We start from the raw sequence: 18,897 nt of genomic DNA, 5'->3' as shown, positions 1-18,897 counted from the left end.
ATAATCGCTCCTTTCTATCCCACACATTGTACTATTTGATTACCTCTTGCACAAGTCGAAATAATCGTTCTGAGGCATCGCTGATCCCTTGTTCTTTTGAGGCTTTGGCCATCTTACTACGAAGGGCTTCATCTTGCATGATACTATCTACTGCTTCCACGAGGTTTTGGCTGTTTAGTTCATGATCGGCAATCATTTTGACTGCTCCTGCATTAGCTAAACTTTGGGCGTTCTTTGTTTGGTGGTCATTAGTCACATAAGGGCTAGGAATCAGAATTGCTGGAATCCCTAATGCCGTAAATTCGGCAATCGATGTGGCACCTGCTCGTCCAATCAACAAATCACTATTTGCCATCACTTCTGCCATTTGATCGATATAGGGACGAATACTGATATTAGGGAAAGCATCTTTTGACATCCCGATTTTTTCTTCGATCTCTTTGTAATACCTTTCGCCAGATGCATAAAGTAACTGATACTCTTTTTGAGCAAAAAGCGGCAGCGCATCAATGATCGCTTGGTTGATTTTCAGAGCTCCTTGACTCCCACCAAAAACCAAAACCGTTTTTTTCGCCGGATTTAAATCGTAAGAAGACAAAATCGTCGACTTTTGACTATTCCGTACTTCTTGCCCCCTGGGATTGCCCACTAGCACCGTTTTCTTCGCTGGAAAGTATTGAGAAGCATCGTGAAAAGCAATGGCGATTTTATCCACATACTTGGTTAGAAACTTATTGGTGATTCCAGGAACACTATTTTGTTCATGAATAATGGTAGGTATTTTCAACTTCGCTGCAGCAAAGACCACGGCGCCAGAAACATAGCCGCCGGTGCCAATCACCACATCCGGTTGAAACTCCTTGATGATTTTCTTTGCTGCATAATAGCTTTTCATGAAAAGCTGGATCGTTTTTACGTTATCAAAAGACAGCTTACGCTTAAAGCCTTGAATCTCTAACGTTTTAAAAGGAATACCTGTTGGAGGGACGATTTTATTCTCCAAGCCCCTTGTTGCACCAATGTATAAAAATTCGGCTGTCGGGTCAATCTCTTTTACGTAATCGACAAAAGACAACGCTGGATAGATGTGGCCGCCAGTACCGCCGCCAGTCACAAGTATTTTCATGTCCTTCACTCATTTCTATTTAAGTTCTGCTACTGCCGCCATAAATTTGTCGCCGCGAACTTCAAAATTAGGGTATTGATCCCAACTTGCATTCGCCGGTGACAATAGAATCGTATCTCCAGCAGCACTTAAAGAAAAGGCAACTGGGACGGCGGTTTCAACATTGTCTGTCATTTCAATCGTTTTTACGCCAGCTGCTTGAGCGGCTGCGGCTAATTTTTCTTTTGTTTCTCCAAACACTACGATAGCTTTGAGTCCTTTTAGTGCTGGAACCAACTCATCAAAACTGTTACCACGGTCCAAGCCGCCTGCCAATAAGACCAATTTCTCATTGTCAAAACCGCCTAAGGCCATTTCTGTTGCTAAGATGTTGGTTGCTTTGGAATCATTGAAAAATTTCACCTGATTGATGGTGGTGACATACTGGGTCCGATGAGGTACCCCAGTGAAGGTTTGCAACGCTTGTTTGATTGCTTCGTTTGGCATATTGCAAAGTTTTCCAACAGCGATCGCCGCTAAGGCATTTTCAATATTGTGTGCCCCTGGTACGCCAAGTTCCTCCGCTGCCATAATTGCTTCTTCTTTATAGTAGAGCATCCCATCAAGCATATATGCTCCTGCTACTTTTTCCTTGGTGGAAAAAGGAATGATTTTCGCCTTTGATTTGGCCGACAGTGCTTCTAGTTCCGGTTGGTTCCAGTTGATCACTAAATAATCGTCAGCGGTCATTCGTTGTTGCAAGCGCCATTTTGCTAAGACATATTCCGGGCGACTACCATGGTAATCGATATGGGCTTCATATATATTCGTGATGACAGCGATTTTCGGCCGTAAGGTATCGATTCCCATCAATTGGAAACTTGAAAGCTCCATCACCAAGCGATCTTCAGGCTTAGCTGTTTGAGCAACGGAACTTGCAGGAAACCCGATATTTCCAGAAAGCAATGCCTGTCCTTTTTCCATTCCAGCATTCAAGACATTGGCGATCATAGTCGTTGTGGTGGTTTTTCCATTCGTACCAGTAATACCGATAATCGGCGCTTCAGAGATTTGATACGCTAGTTCCACTTCCGTGATCACAGGAATTTTTTTCTCTAAAGCTTTTTGAACAAGAGGTTGTGAATAGGGGATCCCTGGATTTTTAACGACTAGCGAAAATCCTTCATCCAATAATTCAATCGGGTGGCTGCCAGTGATCACTTTGACCCCTAAAGCCAAAAGATCTTGTGCTTCTGGATTTTCAGCAAATGGCTTTCCGTCATTAACGGTCACAAGTGCGCCCAAATCATGTAACAATTTGGCCGCACTGAATCCACTACGCGCTAATCCTAGCACAAGAACTTTTTTATTTTGATATGTTGTAATTTTTTTCATTTTCTTCATCTCCTACCATACAAGGGCTATTGTGAGCAACGAGCAACCTAACGCGATACACCAAAACACAGTGTCGATCTTCCACTCAGACCATCCGCTCATTTCAAAATGATGATGGATGGGTGACATCTTGAAGATTCGTTTGCCTGTTAATTTGAATGAGGCAACTTGCAGCATCACGCTTGCTGTTTCACAAACATAGACCAGTCCGACAAGCAATAGGGTCCATTCTTGGTGTAAAAGAATCGAGATAGCTGCCAGCAGACCGCCTAAAGCCAGTGAGCCGACATCCCCCATAAAGATTTTTGCCGGTTTGCGATTGTAGGGAAAGAAGCCGATCAATCCGCCGATGATCGCAAGACAAACGATTAACACATCGATTTGATCTTGTCGCCAAGCAATCAGTGCGTAAGTTGAAAAAGAAATCGTGCCCAGTCCTGCGACTAGCCCATCGATACCGTCCGTCAAGTTGACTGCATTTGAAAAACCAACAAGCCAAAAAATGACGAACAAGCCATAAAAAATCGATAGCGACACGTCTATCCCAAAGAAATTCAGTACATCCGCATTGCCTTCGGATCGGAAAACAAAGTAAAAGACGAGTCCGCCTAAAATCTGTCCAATCAGCTTTTGCAACGAGTTCAGCCCCATATTTCGTTTGCGGAAAATCTTGATGAAGTCATCAAGAAATCCTAATGCACCATAAACCAAGGTAATGAACAAAAGAATGAACAATGAAGCAGTCAATTGATTTTGCCATGCTCCTACCCAGATGGCAGTGATCATTGCAGAAATCAAAAATACAAACCCACCCATCGTTGGTGTACCGGCCTTTACATTGTGCCATTTGGGGCCGTCACCACGTATTTCCTGTCCGTATTTCTTCATTTGAAAATAGCCGATAAACAAAGGCATTGTGGCTGTTACGATCGCAAAGCCACTTGCCAAAGGTAATATCATCTCTGTCCATTCCATATTGTTCTCTCCTATTTATTCGTTTTCACTTAGTGTAAACTTGATCGATTGTCCTGATAATTCGGTGTATGGTTCCACGCTTTGTTTGGTACAATAGCCGTTTCCTTCAAAACTGACGTCTACATTCAGCAGACTACCAAATTTGATTAAGTCTGCTTTTGACCAAGAAGTCGTATCCGGCATATAGTACTTATCGCTGTCGGTAACGAGCAGTACCCGTCCGCCAGGCATGATCGAAGTCCCACTGTCAACCGATTGGGCAATGACTTTTTCACCATCCCCGATGACTACCGGGATCAATCCAGCTTTTTGAACATCCGTTGCAGCCGATTCTGTATCGAGATTGCGATAATCCCCCACAGTTGTTTCGCTACCAGATGTTGTGCTTTCTTCTAATGCAGAGTTTTTCAGATCCATGACCCGTTTCATCAATGGATTGGCAATTTCACCCAACACGGTGCTTTCGTGCTTCTCTGGTAATTTAATCGTCAAATACAAAATGTATTCTGGTTCTTCTGAAGGAAACATCAAAACAACGGAATATAGATAATTGGTGCCACCAGACAAATACTTACCGGTTGTTGGATCGGCTACTTGGGCCGTCCCTGTTTTTGCAGAAATGTTGTAGCCAGGTAATTCATAAACGCCATAGGCACTTCCATAATTTTCACTCTCGACAACATCACGCATATATTCACGGACCTCTGTTGCAGCCTCTTTTGTGATCGGATGGCCGACCTCTTCTGGTTGCGTGACCGTTTCTTCTCCAGTATTGCCATCAACGATTTTACTAATAAATTGTGGTTTCAGCATCGTTCCATTATTTGCGACCGATGTGAAAGCCTGCATCATTTGGAAATTCGTCACACCAATCGCTTGACCAAAGGAAGTCATCGCTTGGCTGACAGGATTATCTTCTGGGGTGATTCCAGTATTTTCGTTAGGCAATCCTGAATAGGTGCTACGGCCAAAGCCAAATTCTTTTAAGTATTGTTGCCAACGATCAGCCATCCGCTGCTCCAAGGTCACCATTCCGATATTACTGGACCATGAAAGAGCTTGGCGCATCGTCAGTGTTCCTTTTTGACCAAAGTCCCAGTCATTGATGGTTGCATCGTAAAGTTTTAATCCATCAGGACTTGGGGTAAAGGTTTCGTTCTCATTGAAGATGCCTTGATCGATGGCAGCTGCTGTCGTCAAAATCTTCATGGTTGATCCTGGCTCATAGTTGTCTTCAACTAACAGATTTTGCCAATCATTGATCGAATCCAAATTTTCTGGATTGTAGGTTGGTCGTTGCGCCATCGCTATGATTTCGCCGGTTTTGGCATCCATTAAGTTCGCTGTTAAGTTTTCTGGTTTGTTTTCTTTAAAGACGCTGTCCATCAGCGTTTCCAAATAGCTTTGGATTCGACTATCGATGGTGGTATAAACGTCTTTTCCGTCAACGGCTGCGACGGTCTCTGCTACTGTTCCGGGCAGCGGGTTTTGATTGTTATCTTTTTGATAAACGATCTCACCATCAGTTCCCGATAATACATCATTGTAAGCAGCTTCCAACCCAGTTTTGCCGACTAGACCAGTATCGTCATCATTGGCAACAGCATACCCGATAAAGTGAGAAGAAAAGACCCCATTCGGATAAAGGCGAGCTGGATGGCTATCAAAATGGAAGCCGGCAATATCTTCTTTTTCCATTGCATCTTCGATCGCATTTTTTTGTTCTAATGTAATATTATTTCCCTTGCTCCCAAAAGAGACCCGCCACAATTGTTGCTCAAGGCCATCCTCTAACGTATTGACTGCTGTTTCTTGATCAATGGACAATACATCTGACAAAATTTTGGCCAACTTATTGAAGTTTGCTTTTTCTGCAAAGAGATTTTTGTTGCCATCTTTGTAATTCTGATTCAAAACAGCATAAATGGAATACGAGGTCACATCTTCGGCGATCGGAATCCCATTACGGTCATAGATTGTTCCACGTTTCGCTTTGATCACTTCGCTGCCTTCATAAAGATTTTTGGTCTTTTCTGCTAATGAAGTTCCCGCGACATCCCCGACAATGACGATATAGCTCAAACGCGTGACAAACAAAAAGAACAATCCAATACTCGTAGCAAAGAGAATAATACCTACTTTTTTGCGATTGTTCGTTGTAGTTTGATTGTTCTTTTTTAAGTATTGCTTGAATTTATCTGTTAACTTCATTTAGTCCACTTTCCTTAAATTGCCATCATCGATCGACAATCCATTATCCTCAGCAATCTTTTGGATGCGCTCGGTTTTAGAAAGTTCATTTTTCTCTTGTTCCAACTGTTCTGCTTGTGTTGTTTTCTCAGTGATATCCGATTGGATCAAGGAAATATCATGCTCAACTTGGCTGATATTGGTCCGAATATTGATGGTCAAGATTGCCAACGTCAATACAGCGATAATCACAAAGGCAGCAATCAGTTTTTCTAGAGTAGAAATACTTTTTAACCGACGAGCCGGAGATGCTGGTACACGGATGACCTCAGGACGCTGGGGATCAGTAGGCAGTTTTTCAGTTGTCGGTTCAGAGTGATCCAAAGGTTGTGATTCAAGAGGTTCTCTGAATTCATAGTCATGAACTTTTAGTTCTGCCATAGTTGTTACCCTTCGCTTTCCTTGATTTTTTCCGCGATTCGTAGTTTCGCACTACGAGAACGATTATTTTCAGCTACTTCTTCCTCAGTAGGAAGCAGTGGTTTTCTTGTTATAAGTTTTAGTGTTGGTTGAAATTCTTCTGGTATCATCGGCAGACCTGGTGGCATATCCTTTGGTGTACTGTATTCCTTGAACATCGATTTCACAATGCGATCTTCTAATGAGTGGAACGTGATCACACTGACACGTCCGTTGACTGCTAAAAGATGAATGGCTTGTTCAAGTGATTCTTCAATTACACCTAGCTCATCATTGACTGCAATTCGAATGGCTTGGAAAACCCGTTTTGCTGGGTGACCGCCCTTTCTTCTTGCTGGAGCTGGAATGGCTGTTTTGATGATATCGACCAATTCCCCTGTTGTTTCGATGGGATGATCTTGTCTCACCCGCTCGATTTCCCGAGCGATTTGTTTTGAGAATTTTTCTTCTCCATAACGGAAGAAGATTTTGACTAATTGATGGTAGTCGAATTGATTGACCACTTCATAGGCAGTCAATGCTGCAGTTTGATCCATCCGCATATCCAGCGGTGCATCTTGGTGGTAGCTAAAGCCACGTTCGGCTTCATCTAATTGGGGTGAGGAAACACCTAAATCATACAAAATACCATCGACTCGGCTTACGCCGTGTTGATTCAATGCTTCCTTTAAATAGCGGAAATTACTTTTAATAAACGTGACCATCCCTTTAGCAACATAAGGTGCTAAACGTTCTTTTGCATGGTCGATGGCGGTTTGGTCTTGATCAAAAGCAAAGAGATGTCCTTCTTCAGACAGTTGTGACAATAAATATTCACTATGACCAGCTCCACCTAATGTACAATCGACATAGACGCCTTCTGGACGAATTGATAATCCATCAACGGTCTCCTGTAGCATAACGGTGTAGTGTTGAAAATCTGCCATGTGTTTTTTCCTCTTCCTATCAAGCCTATAAGCCAAAGTCGATCATTGTTTCAGCAATTTCATCAAAGTTTTCTTCTGCTTCTTCAGAGAATGCTTGCCAACGCGTTTCATCCCAAATCTCGATTCGATTTGAAACCCCGATGATCACGCAGCTTTTAGTAAGGTCTGCATGATTTCTCAATGTAACAGGGATATTGATTCGTCCTTGTTTATCGATCTCGCACTCTGTTGCAGCAGAATAAAAGAAGCGGACAAATGTCCGAGCATCCTTTTTCGCTAAAGGCATTTCGTTTAGTTTTTCTTCAAGTTTTTCCCATTCAGATAAGGGGTAGCCAAATAAACAGCCATCTAATCCACGTGTCACAACAAATTTTTCTCCGAGTTTTTCTCGTAGTTTTGAAGGGACGATTAGTCGGCCTTTTGCATCTATCGAATGTTGAAATTCACCCATAAACATCGATAAATAACCCCCGATCTCCACCTGATATTCACAGTCTACCACAATCCCCCACTTTCTACCACAAATTATATGAAATTTGAAAGGGAAGTTGTTTGACTTTTCTTTACCAAATGAACAAAAAGAGGAAATCAGACTCCTTAAAGTCTTTAAAAAAACTTTAAGTGAAAAAATGGACGTTTATCAAGGGGCAAAACACTATAAGTAACTTACGATATTTAGAATGATCAAAACGACATGAAAAATGATCGTAAATAGAAAAATACTGCGCCAATACATCTTAAAATAGCGACCATATTGGATCTCTTCATAGTAGTACGCCTGAAAGACGGCCAGTAGAATGCCTAATAAAAAAATGGAGATCAAATAATACAATGTGATTGCTTGATCAAAAGTATATTTTGATAATTGATGAATCCCCACCATTAAAAATGGTACCGCTAAATCCGGTGCCTTCACATGGAAACGATCATTCAACGAAAGTGCAGAAACGATAAAACGACAAGCAAAATAAACGAGCACAGGAAAAATATACCAAAACAAAACGATTGGATTAAATCCAGACATACAGCAAAATCCTTTCTAACAACTAGTGTCACTATACTTTATTTTCTTTACATCCATGTTTCAGTTCTTTTAAAAATTTAAGCCGGAATAAGACAGCCATGAAATTTTTTAAGGAGGCTCTTATTTCAACAACTAACTTTTGAAAGTTTTAAAGAATGTATTTCTTTACCTATTAAAACAGAAGGGCGTAGCTTCAACAAGCCTATCTTGCCATTCTAACGAATTTTTTTATAGTGAAATTGAAATTTTCTTAATTTCTCCTTGGATCAACTTGAGTTCTTGAGAAATTGAGGGTAAACTGTCACTAGAATAACTCTAAAAGGTGGATTAGAATGAACGAGAAAAAACCAAAAAGTACCTTTGCAAAAATCACGCAAGTCGTGATCTGGACCATGCTTATTCTCACTGTCGGCTCGATTTTCTTAGCAGCGTACACAAGTATTATGGGTTAATCCTATTAAAAAATGCCCTTTTCCAAAATGATGGCTTCCATCTTTTGGAAAAGGGCATTTTTTTACAGTAACGGTGACACAAGACGTGCCAGGCCTTCCTTGATCTTGATCGTCAATTTTCTTTGTTGATATGCTTCGATCGTTAATGGTTTGGAATCGATCGAATCCGCCAGAAACGCTTCTTTTGTTTGAGTCGCAAGTTGCGCATCATAGATAATCGTATTGACTTCAAAATCCAGACGAAAGGATCGAACATCGATATTTGCTGAGCCAATCGATACAAGTCCACTATCTATAATCATCGTTTTCGCATGCATAAACCCTTTCTCATAGGTTTCAATGATTGCGCCAAAATGAAGCAGCTCAGCCGCAAAGGAATAGGTCGCCCAGTAAACCAAGGGATGATCTGGTTTGTTCGGAATTTGTATATGAACTTTCACCCCAGAGAGCAGTGCTAACTTTAAGGCGTTATGAATGGCTTCATCCGGAATATAGTACGGCGTTTGAATTAGGATTTCTTTTTTGGCTAAATTGATCATTTTCAAATACGTCATTTTAATTTCTTCATGTTCCGTATCAGGACCACTAGTGATGACTTGGGCTGCGACTGTCCCCGCTTGTTTGATTTCAGGAAACAAAGAAGGATCATATTTGATCTCCAAGGCGTGTTGTGAATTCCAATCCATGAGAAACCGATTTTGCAGCGAATAGACTGCTGAGCCGGCAATTCGCAAGTGATTGTCTCGCCAATAGCCAAATTTTTCCACTTGCCCTAGATACTCATCTCCCACATTAAAACCGCCTGTATAGCCAATCTCACCATCAATCACCACGATTTTGCGATGATTCCGATAATTGATTCGCGGATTGACATAAGGAACGAACAAAGGAAAGAAAAAAGCAATTTGCCCGCCATGCAGACGCAATTCATCAAAAAACTTCAATGATACTTGAGTACTGCCCCAAGCATCTAATAAGACTCTTACTTTTACGCCTCGCTTTGCGGCTCGTACTAATGCTTCTTTGACTTCATTTCCCAATGCATCACTGCGATAAATATAATATTCCATATGAATGTGATTTTTTGCCTGTTCGATATCCGCGATCAAGGCATCAAATTTCTGCCGCCCATCGGTATAAAGTGTCATGCTATTGGCTGTCGTATAGAGGGATTGACCAAAGACCGTCAATAGATAGACTAACTGCTGGACTTCTACTTGAGCAGTCGGCGGATGCGGAAACAAATGACGCGCGAGTGCTTGTTTTTGTTCTTCTAATTCAACGTTTAGACCAATCTTTGCTTGTGAGCGCATATCGAAAATCTTTTCCTTGGAAATTCCTCTACCAAAGAAAAAGTAAAGCACAAAACCAACGATTGGGATGAACATCAAGACCAAAAGCCAGGCCCATGTCTGAGCAGTCTGACGTCTCTCTCTGAAAATGATAATGATTGATAACAAAATATTAACTATAAATAAAATGGTTACCAAATTATCCATTACAACCATTTTTCCACCTCTTCCCCGATTTCCCGCTACTAAAGCATATCAAAAAATAGTACCTAAAGTAAAGAAACACTGTGATGAAACAAAAAAAGCCGATCTGACGATCGACTTTAATAAAACATACGTTTAGAATTTTAAGAATCGGCGCATTGATAAGATGGAACCAAGCGAACCAATCACGATACCAATCAGTGCCATCACACCGCACACTTGTATTAGAAACATATTTGGTGCAATTAAGCTGTAATTTGAACGTAGCAAGGATGGATTGACCATTGCATAAACTTGATGATACCCGAAGTACATCAACGCAATTGGGACAATTGATCCTAAGAGTCCGATCCAGCCGCCTTCAAGGAAGAATGGCCAACGAATGTAGCCGTTTTTCGCCCCAACCAGACGCATGATTTGAATTTCTCTTTGACGGGACAAAATCGTGATCCGAATCGTATTAGAGATTAGGAACATTGCCACAAAAATCAGTAAGACAGCAGCAGCTAAGCCCCAAGTCCGCACAGCCGCAGACAATTCAAAGATTCGGTCAGAAGAATCTCCACCGTAATCGGCTTTAAAGACATTCGGCAAATCCCCAGCTTGTTCTGCGATCTCTGTCGTATACTCTGGATCTGTTGCACTTACAACAAATACGTTATACAGTGGATTACTGTCGCCTTCGAACAAGTTCCATGAATCCCCCATGGCATCCTGGATCTTCTGCAATTCTTCGTCTCGACTAGAAAATGTCACTTCTGAAACGTTCGGCAGATCATTTAAGGCCTGTTCTAAAGCATCCATGTCTTCTTGTTCTGTACCAATATCAACGAAAACCGACACGTCCACATTCTCACGAATATCTTCGGCTAGTTTTGTTGCATTTAAGATTACACCTAGAAAAATACCGACTAATGTTAATGTGATCGTCACGGCACTCAATGACGCGATAGTCATCCAGCCGTTACGCTTTAAACTTTTAATACTCTCCAGGAGATGACGGAAAAATGTTCTAATCATCGTAACCATATTCTCCTTCCGCTTGGTCGCGAATAATGCGGCCATTCTCAATCGCGATCACGCGATGACGAATCGTATTTACGATCGTACTATTATGGGTCGCCATAACGACCGTTGTTCCTTGTGCATTGATTCGATCAAGCAATTTCATGATTTCCCATGAGTTTTCAGGATCTAGATTTCCGGTTGGTTCATCCGCAATCAATACCTTCGGTGTATTTACGATGGCACGAGCGATCGACACCCGTTGTTGTTCCCCACCGGAAAGTTCACTTGGAAAGACCCGAACTTTATGTTTCAGTCCGACCAAATCCAAAACTTCCATCACCCGTTTTTTGATATCACGGGGTTTGCGTCCGATAACTTGCATTGCATAAGCAACATTTTCAAAGACCGTTTTCCGCGGTAAAAGTTTGTAGTCTTGGAAGACCACGCCGATTTCCCGGCGCATCAAAGGGATCTCACGGTTTTTCATGCCGACCAAATCATATCCTGCGACATTCAAAACGCCTTTTGTTGCTCTTTCTTCTCGATACATCAATTTGATAAAGGTTGATTTTCCGGCGCCGGATGGTCCAACGACATAGACAAACTCCCCTTGATCAATTGAAATCGAAAGGTTACGGATAGCAGTCGTACCATTAGAGTACTTTTTCATTATATCTTTCATTTCTATCATACAGCTATCTCTCCATCTCAAATTTTCATTCTGGCTTATTATAGCATGAATATATTTCACCTTGCTTGCAACAGATTACAATTGTGTTTCAATCTGTTTAAGTCATACCAGGTTATTTTTGATTCAGTTTCAGCTTCAAATAGGCATCGATAAAGCCGTCCAAATCGCCATCCATGACTGCCTGTACATTCCCAGTTTCGAAATTCGTTCGGTGATCTTTGACCATTGAATAGGGATGGAAGACATAAGAACGAATTTGCGAGCCCCAGCCGATCTCTAATTGCTCGCCTCGCAAGGCTGCTGCTTCTTGTTCTTTCTTTTCGACTTCTAATTGATACAGCTTAGCTTTCAACATCCCCATCGCTTGCTCACGGTTTTTCAGCTGTGAACGCTGGGCTTGGCTAGCGACCACTGTACCTGTTGGAATGTGAGTGATCCGCACAGCAGATTCGGTTTTGTTGATGTGCTGTCCACCAGCGCCGCTTGCGCGGTACGTATCGATCTTCAAATCATCTGAGTTGATCTCCACATCGATCGCCCCATCTAATTCTGGCATCACATCCACCGAGCAAAATGACGTATGCCGTCTCTTAGCAGAATCAAAAGGTGAAATACGGACCAAGCGATGCACGCCTTTTTCCGACTTCAAATAGCCATAGGCGTTGTGGCCTTTCACAAGTAATGTGACACTTTTGATCCCCGCTTCATCACCGGCTTGATAGTCCAAAGTTTCCACCTGATACCCATGTTGTTCGCAAAAACGAGTATACATCCGTAACAGCATGCTGCCCCAGTCTTGCGACTCGGTACCGCCTGCTCCCGGGTGCAGCTCGATGATGGCATTGTTTCGATCATAGGGTTCATCTAACAACATCGACAATTCATAAGAAGCCATTTTCTCATTTAACTTACCGATTCGCGCATCAAGTTCTGCTTCCATTTCCGGATCGGCTTCTTCTTGAATCATTTCCAACATCACTTCGAGTTCTTCCAATTCTTCTGCTAGCTGATTGAATTGATCGTAAGTCTCTTTGTTGGCATTGTTGGCGTTAATGACTTGTTGAGCTTTTTCTGAATCATCCCAAAAGGTAGGATCTGCCATTTGGTGTTCCGCTTCCGCAATGTCCTCTTCTAACTGATCTAAGTCAAAGAGACCCCCTAAAACTGATTATTTTTTCATTCATCTGGGTCAATTGATTCCGAATATCTGCGATTTCCATTAAAATTCCTTCTTTCTTTTTTTCTTACAAACGAAAGTAGACTGGACAAAAACGTCTGCCAGCCTACTCTCACCTTTTTCAAAACTTGTTACATATTTTTCCCGTGGCAATTCTTGAATTTTTTCCCGCTTCCGCAAGGACAAGGATCATTGCGGCCCACGTTTTTGAAACTTGGCGCTTGGGCAGCCGGTGCTTCTTCTACCCCTTGTGCTTCTCCTTGGGCTACTTGTTCCCGTTGAACGTTTTGGCGGATTTCTGCCTTCATAAACAGACGAGTTACTTCATACTCGATGGCTCCAACCATGTTTTCAAACATATTGAATCCTTCTGTTTGGTATTCAACTAACGGATTGTTTTGTCCATAAGCCCGTAACCCAACCGATTGGCGCAATTGATCCATGGCATCGATGTGGTCGGTCCACTTCGTATCAACGACTCGTAAAATCACTACTTTTTCAAATTCCAGTAATTGTTCTGGACTATTAAGTTGTGTTTTCTTTTGTTCAAAGACTTCTTCTGCCCGTTGGTTTAGATAATCTTTAATCTCTTGAGCTGATTTGCCCTTGATGTCTTCAATACTGATGGTATCTTCATGAACAAGTGCATTAGCAGCAAAATCAACGATTCCTTCATAATTCCAATTGCTTTCTTCTAATTGCGTATGACTGTCAACGACACGGCTGATGGAACGTTTCACCATATTCATTAATTGTGGTGAAAGATCCGTTTCTTCCATGATTACTTCTTGACGTTGTCCGTAAATAACTTCCCGCTGTTCTCGCATTACGTCATCGTATTGCAAGACGTTTTTCCGGGTATCGTAGTTATTCCCTTCCACTCGTCTTTGGGCAGATTCTACTTGTTTTGAAAGCATCTTACTTTGGATCACGGCATCGCCTTCATCGATTTTCATCCGATCTAAGAACACTTTGATTCGTTCAGAACCAAAACGTTTCATTAAATCATCTTCTAGCGACAGGTAAAATTGCGACATCCCTGGATCTCCTTGACGTCCCGCACGTCCCCGCAACTGGTTGTCGATCCGTCGTGATTCGTGACGCTCGGTACCAATAACTGCCAATCCGCCTAGTTCTGCAACACCAAGACCCAACTTGATATCCGTTCCCCGACCAGCCATATTGGTCGCGATCGTTACAGCGCCTTTTTGCCCAGCATTCAAAATGATTTCCGCTTCTTTAAAGTGATTCTTAGCATTCAATACTTCATGAGGAACTTTCTCCCGATCAAGCATTGATGATAGTAATTCAGAAGTCTCAACAGCGACCGTCCCTACAAGGACTGGTTGCCCTTTGCGGTGACGTTCTTTGATGTCTTGAACGACTGCTTGGAATTTGCTAGTAAGTGTTGGATAAAGCAAGTCCGCACGATCATCCCGTAAGATCGGTTTGTTCGTAGGAATCTGAATGACTTGCATGTTATAGATTTCTCTAAACTCTTCTTCTTCCGTTTTCGCAGTACCGGTCATCCCAGACAATTTTTTGTACATCCGGAAGTAGTTCTGGAATGTGATCGTCGCCATCGTTTTGGTTTCATCTTCGATCTCGACACTTTCTTTTGCTTCAATCGCTTGATGCAGTCCGTCAGAATAGCGGCGGCCATCCATGATCCGACCTGTAAATTGGTCAACAATCATTACTTTGCCATCTTGCACCACGTAATCAATGTCACGGATCATGATGTAATTCGCCCGCAACGCTTGGTCCAAGTGATGGGTCAATGCGGTGTTTTCGATATCATACAAGTTTTCTAAGCCGAAGGTCTCCTCCGCTTTTTCGATCCCACGTTCTGTCAAGCCGATCGTTTTTGATTGAATATCGATTTTGTAGTCTTCTTCTTCCGTCAAGCGTTTGACGAAATTGTCGACCCGATTGTATAGCGCGGTCGATTTTTCTGCTTGTCCTGAAATGATCAATGGCGTTCTCGCTTCATCAATCAAGATCGAATCGACTTCATCGACAATGGCATAGTTTAATGGACGTTGTACCATTTGATGACGATAAACCACCATGTTGTCCCGCAAATAGTCAAACCCTAATTCATTGTTTGTACTATAAGTGATGTCACAAGCATACGCCGCACGTTTTTCTTCTGCTGATTTTGAGTTGATGTTCAAACCGACTGTCAATCCTAAAAAGTTGTACAGCTCTCCCATCTCAGTCGAGTCACGAGTTGCCAAGTATTCATTGACGGTTACGACATGGACGCCTTGACCACTCAAGGCATTCAAATAAACAGGTAATGTCGCCGTCAAGGTTTTCCCTTCACCGGTACGCATCTCTGGAATATTCCCATCATGCAAGACGATCCCACCCATTAATTGGACGTGGTAAGGATAAAGACCCAAAACGCGTTTTGCAGCTTCACGTACTACTGCAAAAGCTTCAGGTAATAATTTATCCAAAGTCTCTCCCTCTTGGAAACGACGACGAAATTCATCGGTTTTCCCGCGTAATTGTTCATCAGATAAAGCGGCCATTTCATCCGCATGTGATTCAACTTGATTCGCAATATGGTCAAGACGTTTTAATTCTTTTTTGTCGTTTTCGATTAATTTTCTAAAAAAATTGGCCATACCTTAATAATTCTCCTTTTACTTCTACATTATCCTAGCTGGAAACTCTCCTAACTATTTTAGCACTAGTTCACCATAAATGAAATATTTTTCGATAGAACTATCGCATCAATCTTGCGTGATAAACGGATTCTTAACCTTTTTTCACAGATTTTAAAGAAACGAAGGGAAAAAATACGCAACAAGCCATCGATCGGTGCCCAAAGTCCAGCGCACGTCCAAATGACTTGTTGCGAATATTTGCAAATTAGGCCGTTTTAAAACGGGTTTTTAAGAAAGCTAAGAAGAGCATCAGCAGCATGCCTAAAGATTGGATCCCAATCATCAAGATGATGTCCGCGCCAATAAATCCTGCCAACATCGCCACCAGAGAGCCTGCCCCCAGTGCATTTAAAATCACGTTGGTACTTTCTTTGAAACTGCTGATCGTCGACAGTCGCGACTTTTTCGTCAGCCAGAGGAAAAACGCTGCGCCCATGACGAGGATACTATTCATTGCCACCAATAAAAATGCCACCGTGATCGTCTGGCTGAAGAAAATCGCCGTCTCGTTGTTGCGATAAAAGCCGTCTTCGATCACTTTCTGAAACGAAGCCGCATCATGCACTTGATCAGGCATCATTTCCGCCGTGTAACGCATCTCATAATGATAGGTTTGTCCATCGATTTCCTCTTTGATGGTCCAGTCTGTCTCACGAAAATTGATGGCATATTTTGCTTCATCAAGGTCCGCTTCTGAAAGCGCAACACCTATAATGCCCGCTTCTGTTTGCGAAAAGACTTGTGACTCATCCGTTAAAAGTTTGCCATCTTCCAGCTGCAGTTCACTGTATTCGGCTGCTGTTTCAGCAGTCATGAGTGTTTTTGCATGGGGAAAAAATGCTACAAAGGCTTGATCCGTTTGCTTGCTGATCATCAAGGTCAGCGGGATCATCAGCAAGGACATCAAGAAAATATAGACAAACACTTGCTGCCAGCGATTTAATTTTTTACGCCATGCATAGACTTTTGTTGGAGAAAATATGGCCCCAAAGTATGTTAAGGGAAATCGTTGTTCAGACATCCTATCATTCCTATCCTTTTGTTCCGCCCGAGGTCAAACCTGAAACAAAGTATTTTTGTAAGAAGAAAAACAGTGCAGCAATCGGTACGGCGATCAAAATCGCCCCAGCCGCAAAGAGTGCTACCCGTTGGTTACGGGCATCGTTGATAAAAGTCTGCAGACCGACTGCGACGGTCAAACGCTCTTGTGAGCGAAGCAAGAACCGCGCCAGCAAGAATTCGCCGAATGGCCCCATAAAGGCCCACAATGCTTGGACGGCAACCATTGGTTTTACGAGGGGCAAAACGATTTGCCAAAAGATGCGAAAATGCCCTGCACCGTCAAGTTTTGCTGATTCATCCAAGTCGATCGGTACCGTATCAAAGTACCCTTTCATCAGCCAAGTATTCATGGGAATCCCACCACCGATATAGATCAGTGTCAAGAACCAGAAACTATCTAGGCCGTTTGCTAATAAGCCCATGACATAAAAAGCGGTCAACGCCGACATTGTTGGCACCATCTGAACGATCAAGAACACCATCAAACTGCTCTTACGACCGGCAAAGCGATAACGACTGTAAGTATACCCTGCCAGTGTTACGATCATTACTTGGATCACCATCGTGGAAACAGCCACGATCAAGGTGTTTTTATACCATGTCAAATAGGGGGTTTCATTGAACAATCGTCGAAAGTTGTTCAATGTCCAATCCGCATCAAAATCCAAGCGAAAGGCGATCATATTCCCTGCCTTGAAGGCTGAGGTTGCGGTAATCAACAAGGGATAGATGATAACGATCGATAAAGCGATCATAAACAAGTAGGTAAATAATTTGCTGAAAGAAAACTTTTTCTTTTTCATCCTCAATCCTCCATATTAAATGCATTCGTCTTTTTAAACACCAGTAATGAAATGGAAATCACCACAAAGGAAATGATCAAGGTCAATGCAGAAGCAATCGAGTATTGTGGCGAGCCGCCCGTCGTCAATTTGTAGATCCATGAAATCAAAATATCCGTCGAACCGGCATTTCCACCTAAACTCCCTGGACCACCTTCGTTAAAGAGATAGATCATGGAGAAGTTATTAAAGTTCCCTGTATATTGCGTAACGAAGGTTGGTGCTGCCACCAAAAAGATCGCCGGTAACGTAATATTGCGAAAACGCTGAATCGCATTTGCTCCATCCATTTTGGCTGCTTCATACAAATCTTCAGAAATGGATTGTAAAATCCCTGAGACCATAACATAAATATATGGAAACCCTAACCAACCTTGAATCAAAATAATCGCGGTCTTTGTCCAAAACGGGTCGGTTTTCCAAGCAATATTGCCAATATCCACAAAGGGCAGATTGTTCAATAGCGGGATCACCTGCGTATTGATCGCTCCTGCGGTATCATTAAACATATTTGAAAAACTCATGATTGTGATAAACGCTGGCACCGCCCAAGGAAGCAAGAAAATCACCCCGAAGACCCGACGGAACTTCACAAATTTTTGATTGGCAACAACTGCTGTCAGTATTCCTAAGGTAATTTGCAAAGTAGTTGCTAAAACGGTCCAAATCACCGTCCAACTAAACACTTTTACAAAGGTGTCGCGGTAAGAACTTAAGGTGAAGATATTCGTAAAATTCGAAAAACCGATCCAGTCGATTAAGTTTGCTGGCGGAATATGTCGAAAATCATAGTTGGTAAACGCCATGAAGAGTGTCACCATTACCGGAAAAATAATTGCTACGATCATCACCAGATAGGCTGGGATCGTCAATAGATAAGCGAAACCATCCTCATACAATTTATTGAAAAACTCTTTTCTCGTAACTGCCACCGGGAACCCTTTTTCAATACTTTGGCGAACTTGATAGGCATCTTTGATATTTAAAACCCAAAAGATAATGAAAATAACGGTAACGATGACCTGTAGCGTTCCTTCGATCAACAAGAACAAAGAATTGTGTTCCATCGGTACTGATCCCAGTGTGACAAAGTTATATAATGCTTGTCCACCGAACAAAAGCATTTCGCCTAGAAAAATTAGAAAGACCGCAAAAAAGAGTCCCGCTTTAAATTTCTGACCATTTTTGAATTGTCCCACCCCAGGGATGATTGAAAGAAGCGCTGTCTGCGTGGCTTTTGAATTCGTCCTCATATGTATCCTCCTTAAAATCGAAAGTCTGCCAAGCGGCCGACGATCCATAGAAATCAATCTCATCAAGCAATTTCTTGCGTGCTACGTTGCAAGGAATCCTTTTGACAAACATCCTCTATAGAATCGTCGACATGAATGACAGA

General features: G+C 42.2%; 16 protein-coding genes and 2 pseudogenes. 1 reads left to right on the top strand and 17 read right to left on the bottom strand.

Features of this window, described 5'->3' with window-relative positions:
• Positions 1-31: 31 nt before the first annotated feature.
• The 8 genes from murG to IGJ42_RS04335 all read right to left on the bottom strand — a co-directional run bounded on the left by murG (position 32) and on the right by IGJ42_RS04335 (position 8,095).
• Positions 32-1,126 carry an undecaprenyldiphospho-muramoylpentapeptide beta-N-acetylglucosaminyltransferase gene (murG, locus tag IGJ42_RS04370; RefSeq protein WP_005237281.1) on the bottom strand — a complete coding sequence of 365 codons (1,095 nt, stop codon included), beginning with the start codon at positions 1,124-1,126 and terminating at the stop codon, positions 32-34.
• A gap of 15 nt (positions 1,127-1,141) precedes the next feature.
• The gene (gene murD / locus IGJ42_RS04365) at positions 1,142-2,500 is read right to left on the bottom strand and encodes a UDP-N-acetylmuramoyl-L-alanine--D-glutamate ligase (RefSeq protein WP_042890037.1); all 1,359 of its coding nucleotides are present in this window, start codon (positions 2,498-2,500) and stop codon (positions 1,142-1,144) included.
• A 12-nt stretch (positions 2,501-2,512) separates the two neighbouring features.
• Positions 2,513-3,475, bottom strand: a complete 963-nt coding sequence (gene mraY, locus IGJ42_RS04360; RefSeq protein WP_005237283.1) for a phospho-N-acetylmuramoyl-pentapeptide-transferase — start codon at positions 3,473-3,475, stop codon at positions 2,513-2,515.
• 15 nt (positions 3,476-3,490) lie between these two features.
• Positions 3,491-5,686, bottom strand: coding sequence for a penicillin-binding transpeptidase domain-containing protein (locus IGJ42_RS04355; RefSeq protein ID WP_008377336.1), 2,196 nt, complete (start codon positions 5,684-5,686; stop codon positions 3,491-3,493).
• Positions 5,687-6,106: a cell division protein FtsL gene (ftsL, locus tag IGJ42_RS04350; RefSeq protein ID WP_008377334.1), complete on the bottom strand. Its 420-nt coding sequence runs from the start codon at positions 6,104-6,106 to the stop codon at positions 5,687-5,689.
• A 5-nt stretch (positions 6,107-6,111) separates the two neighbouring features.
• Complete coding sequence (gene rsmH / locus IGJ42_RS04345) at positions 6,112-7,071, bottom strand: 16S rRNA (cytosine(1402)-N(4))-methyltransferase RsmH (protein ID WP_008377332.1); 960 nt, start codon at positions 7,069-7,071, stop codon at positions 6,112-6,114.
• 25 nt (positions 7,072-7,096) lie between these two features.
• Positions 7,097-7,528 carry a division/cell wall cluster transcriptional repressor MraZ gene (gene mraZ, locus IGJ42_RS04340; RefSeq protein ID WP_005228792.1) on the bottom strand — a complete coding sequence of 144 codons (432 nt, stop codon included), beginning with the start codon at positions 7,526-7,528 and terminating at the stop codon, positions 7,097-7,099.
• Positions 7,529-7,726: 198 nt separating this feature from the next.
• On the bottom strand, positions 7,727-8,095 hold the full coding sequence (locus tag IGJ42_RS04335) for a DUF3397 domain-containing protein (RefSeq protein WP_005237289.1): 369 nt from the start codon (positions 8,093-8,095) through the stop codon (positions 7,727-7,729).
• Positions 8,096-8,427: 332 nt separating this feature from the next.
• Between IGJ42_RS04335 and IGJ42_RS04330 the strand changes: the two genes are divergently transcribed.
• Positions 8,428-8,547 carry a DUF4044 domain-containing protein gene (locus IGJ42_RS04330; protein WP_005237290.1) on the top strand — a complete coding sequence of 40 codons (120 nt, stop codon included), beginning with the start codon at positions 8,428-8,430 and terminating at the stop codon, positions 8,545-8,547.
• A 62-nt stretch (positions 8,548-8,609) separates the two neighbouring features.
• Here the strand turns inward: IGJ42_RS04330 and cls are convergent, their stop codons facing one another.
• The 9 genes and pseudogenes from cls to IGJ42_RS04285 form a co-directional block, all read right to left on the bottom strand.
• Positions 8,610-10,055, bottom strand: coding sequence for a cardiolipin synthase (gene cls / locus IGJ42_RS04325; RefSeq protein ID WP_005237291.1), 1,446 nt, complete (start codon positions 10,053-10,055; stop codon positions 8,610-8,612).
• A gap of 123 nt (positions 10,056-10,178) precedes the next feature.
• On the bottom strand, positions 10,179-11,063 hold the full coding sequence (gene ftsX / locus IGJ42_RS04320) for a permease-like cell division protein FtsX (RefSeq protein ID WP_016620650.1): 885 nt from the start codon (positions 11,061-11,063) through the stop codon (positions 10,179-10,181).
• Positions 11,056-11,742, bottom strand: a complete 687-nt coding sequence (ftsE, locus tag IGJ42_RS04315; RefSeq protein ID WP_005237293.1) for a cell division ATP-binding protein FtsE — start codon at positions 11,740-11,742, stop codon at positions 11,056-11,058. The genes ftsX and ftsE overlap by 8 nt, the downstream gene beginning before the upstream one ends.
• A gap of 112 nt (positions 11,743-11,854) precedes the next feature.
• Positions 11,855-12,962, bottom strand: a protein-coding gene (gene prfB / locus IGJ42_RS04310) for a peptide chain release factor 2 (RefSeq protein ID WP_101495161.1) whose coding sequence is annotated in 2 segments (ribosomal slippage) — positions 11,855-12,889 and positions 12,891-12,962 — 1,107 coding nt in all. Because the reading frame shifts where the segments join, the coding sequence is not laid out codon by codon here.
• A gap of 88 nt (positions 12,963-13,050) precedes the next feature.
• Positions 13,051-13,125 (bottom strand): annotated as a pseudogene (locus tag IGJ42_RS04305) (SEC-C metal-binding domain-containing protein); the annotation flags it as partial.
• A gap of 45 nt (positions 13,126-13,170) precedes the next feature.
• Positions 13,171-15,555 (bottom strand): annotated as a pseudogene (gene secA / locus IGJ42_RS04300) (preprotein translocase subunit SecA); the annotation flags it as partial.
• A gap of 247 nt (positions 15,556-15,802) precedes the next feature.
• Positions 15,803-16,618 carry a DUF1189 family protein gene (locus IGJ42_RS04295; protein ID WP_430615976.1) on the bottom strand — a complete coding sequence of 272 codons (816 nt, stop codon included), beginning with the start codon at positions 16,616-16,618 and terminating at the stop codon, positions 15,803-15,805.
• A gap of 10 nt (positions 16,619-16,628) precedes the next feature.
• A complete protein-coding gene (locus tag IGJ42_RS04290) occupies positions 16,629-17,462 on the bottom strand; it encodes a sugar ABC transporter permease (RefSeq protein ID WP_005237297.1) in 834 nt (277 codons plus the stop codon).
• Between the two features lie 2 nt (positions 17,463-17,464).
• A complete protein-coding gene (locus IGJ42_RS04285; protein WP_005237298.1) occupies positions 17,465-18,754 on the bottom strand; it encodes a carbohydrate ABC transporter permease in 1,290 nt (429 codons plus the stop codon).
• Positions 18,755-18,897: the final 143 nt, after the last annotated feature.

The sequence above is a fragment of the Enterococcus sp. DIV1067f genome (assembly GCF_050543505.1).
Lineage (GTDB): Bacteria > Bacillota > Bacilli > Lactobacillales > Enterococcaceae > Enterococcus_D > Enterococcus_D entomosocium.
This window is presented reverse-complemented; position numbering and strand designations above follow the sequence as displayed.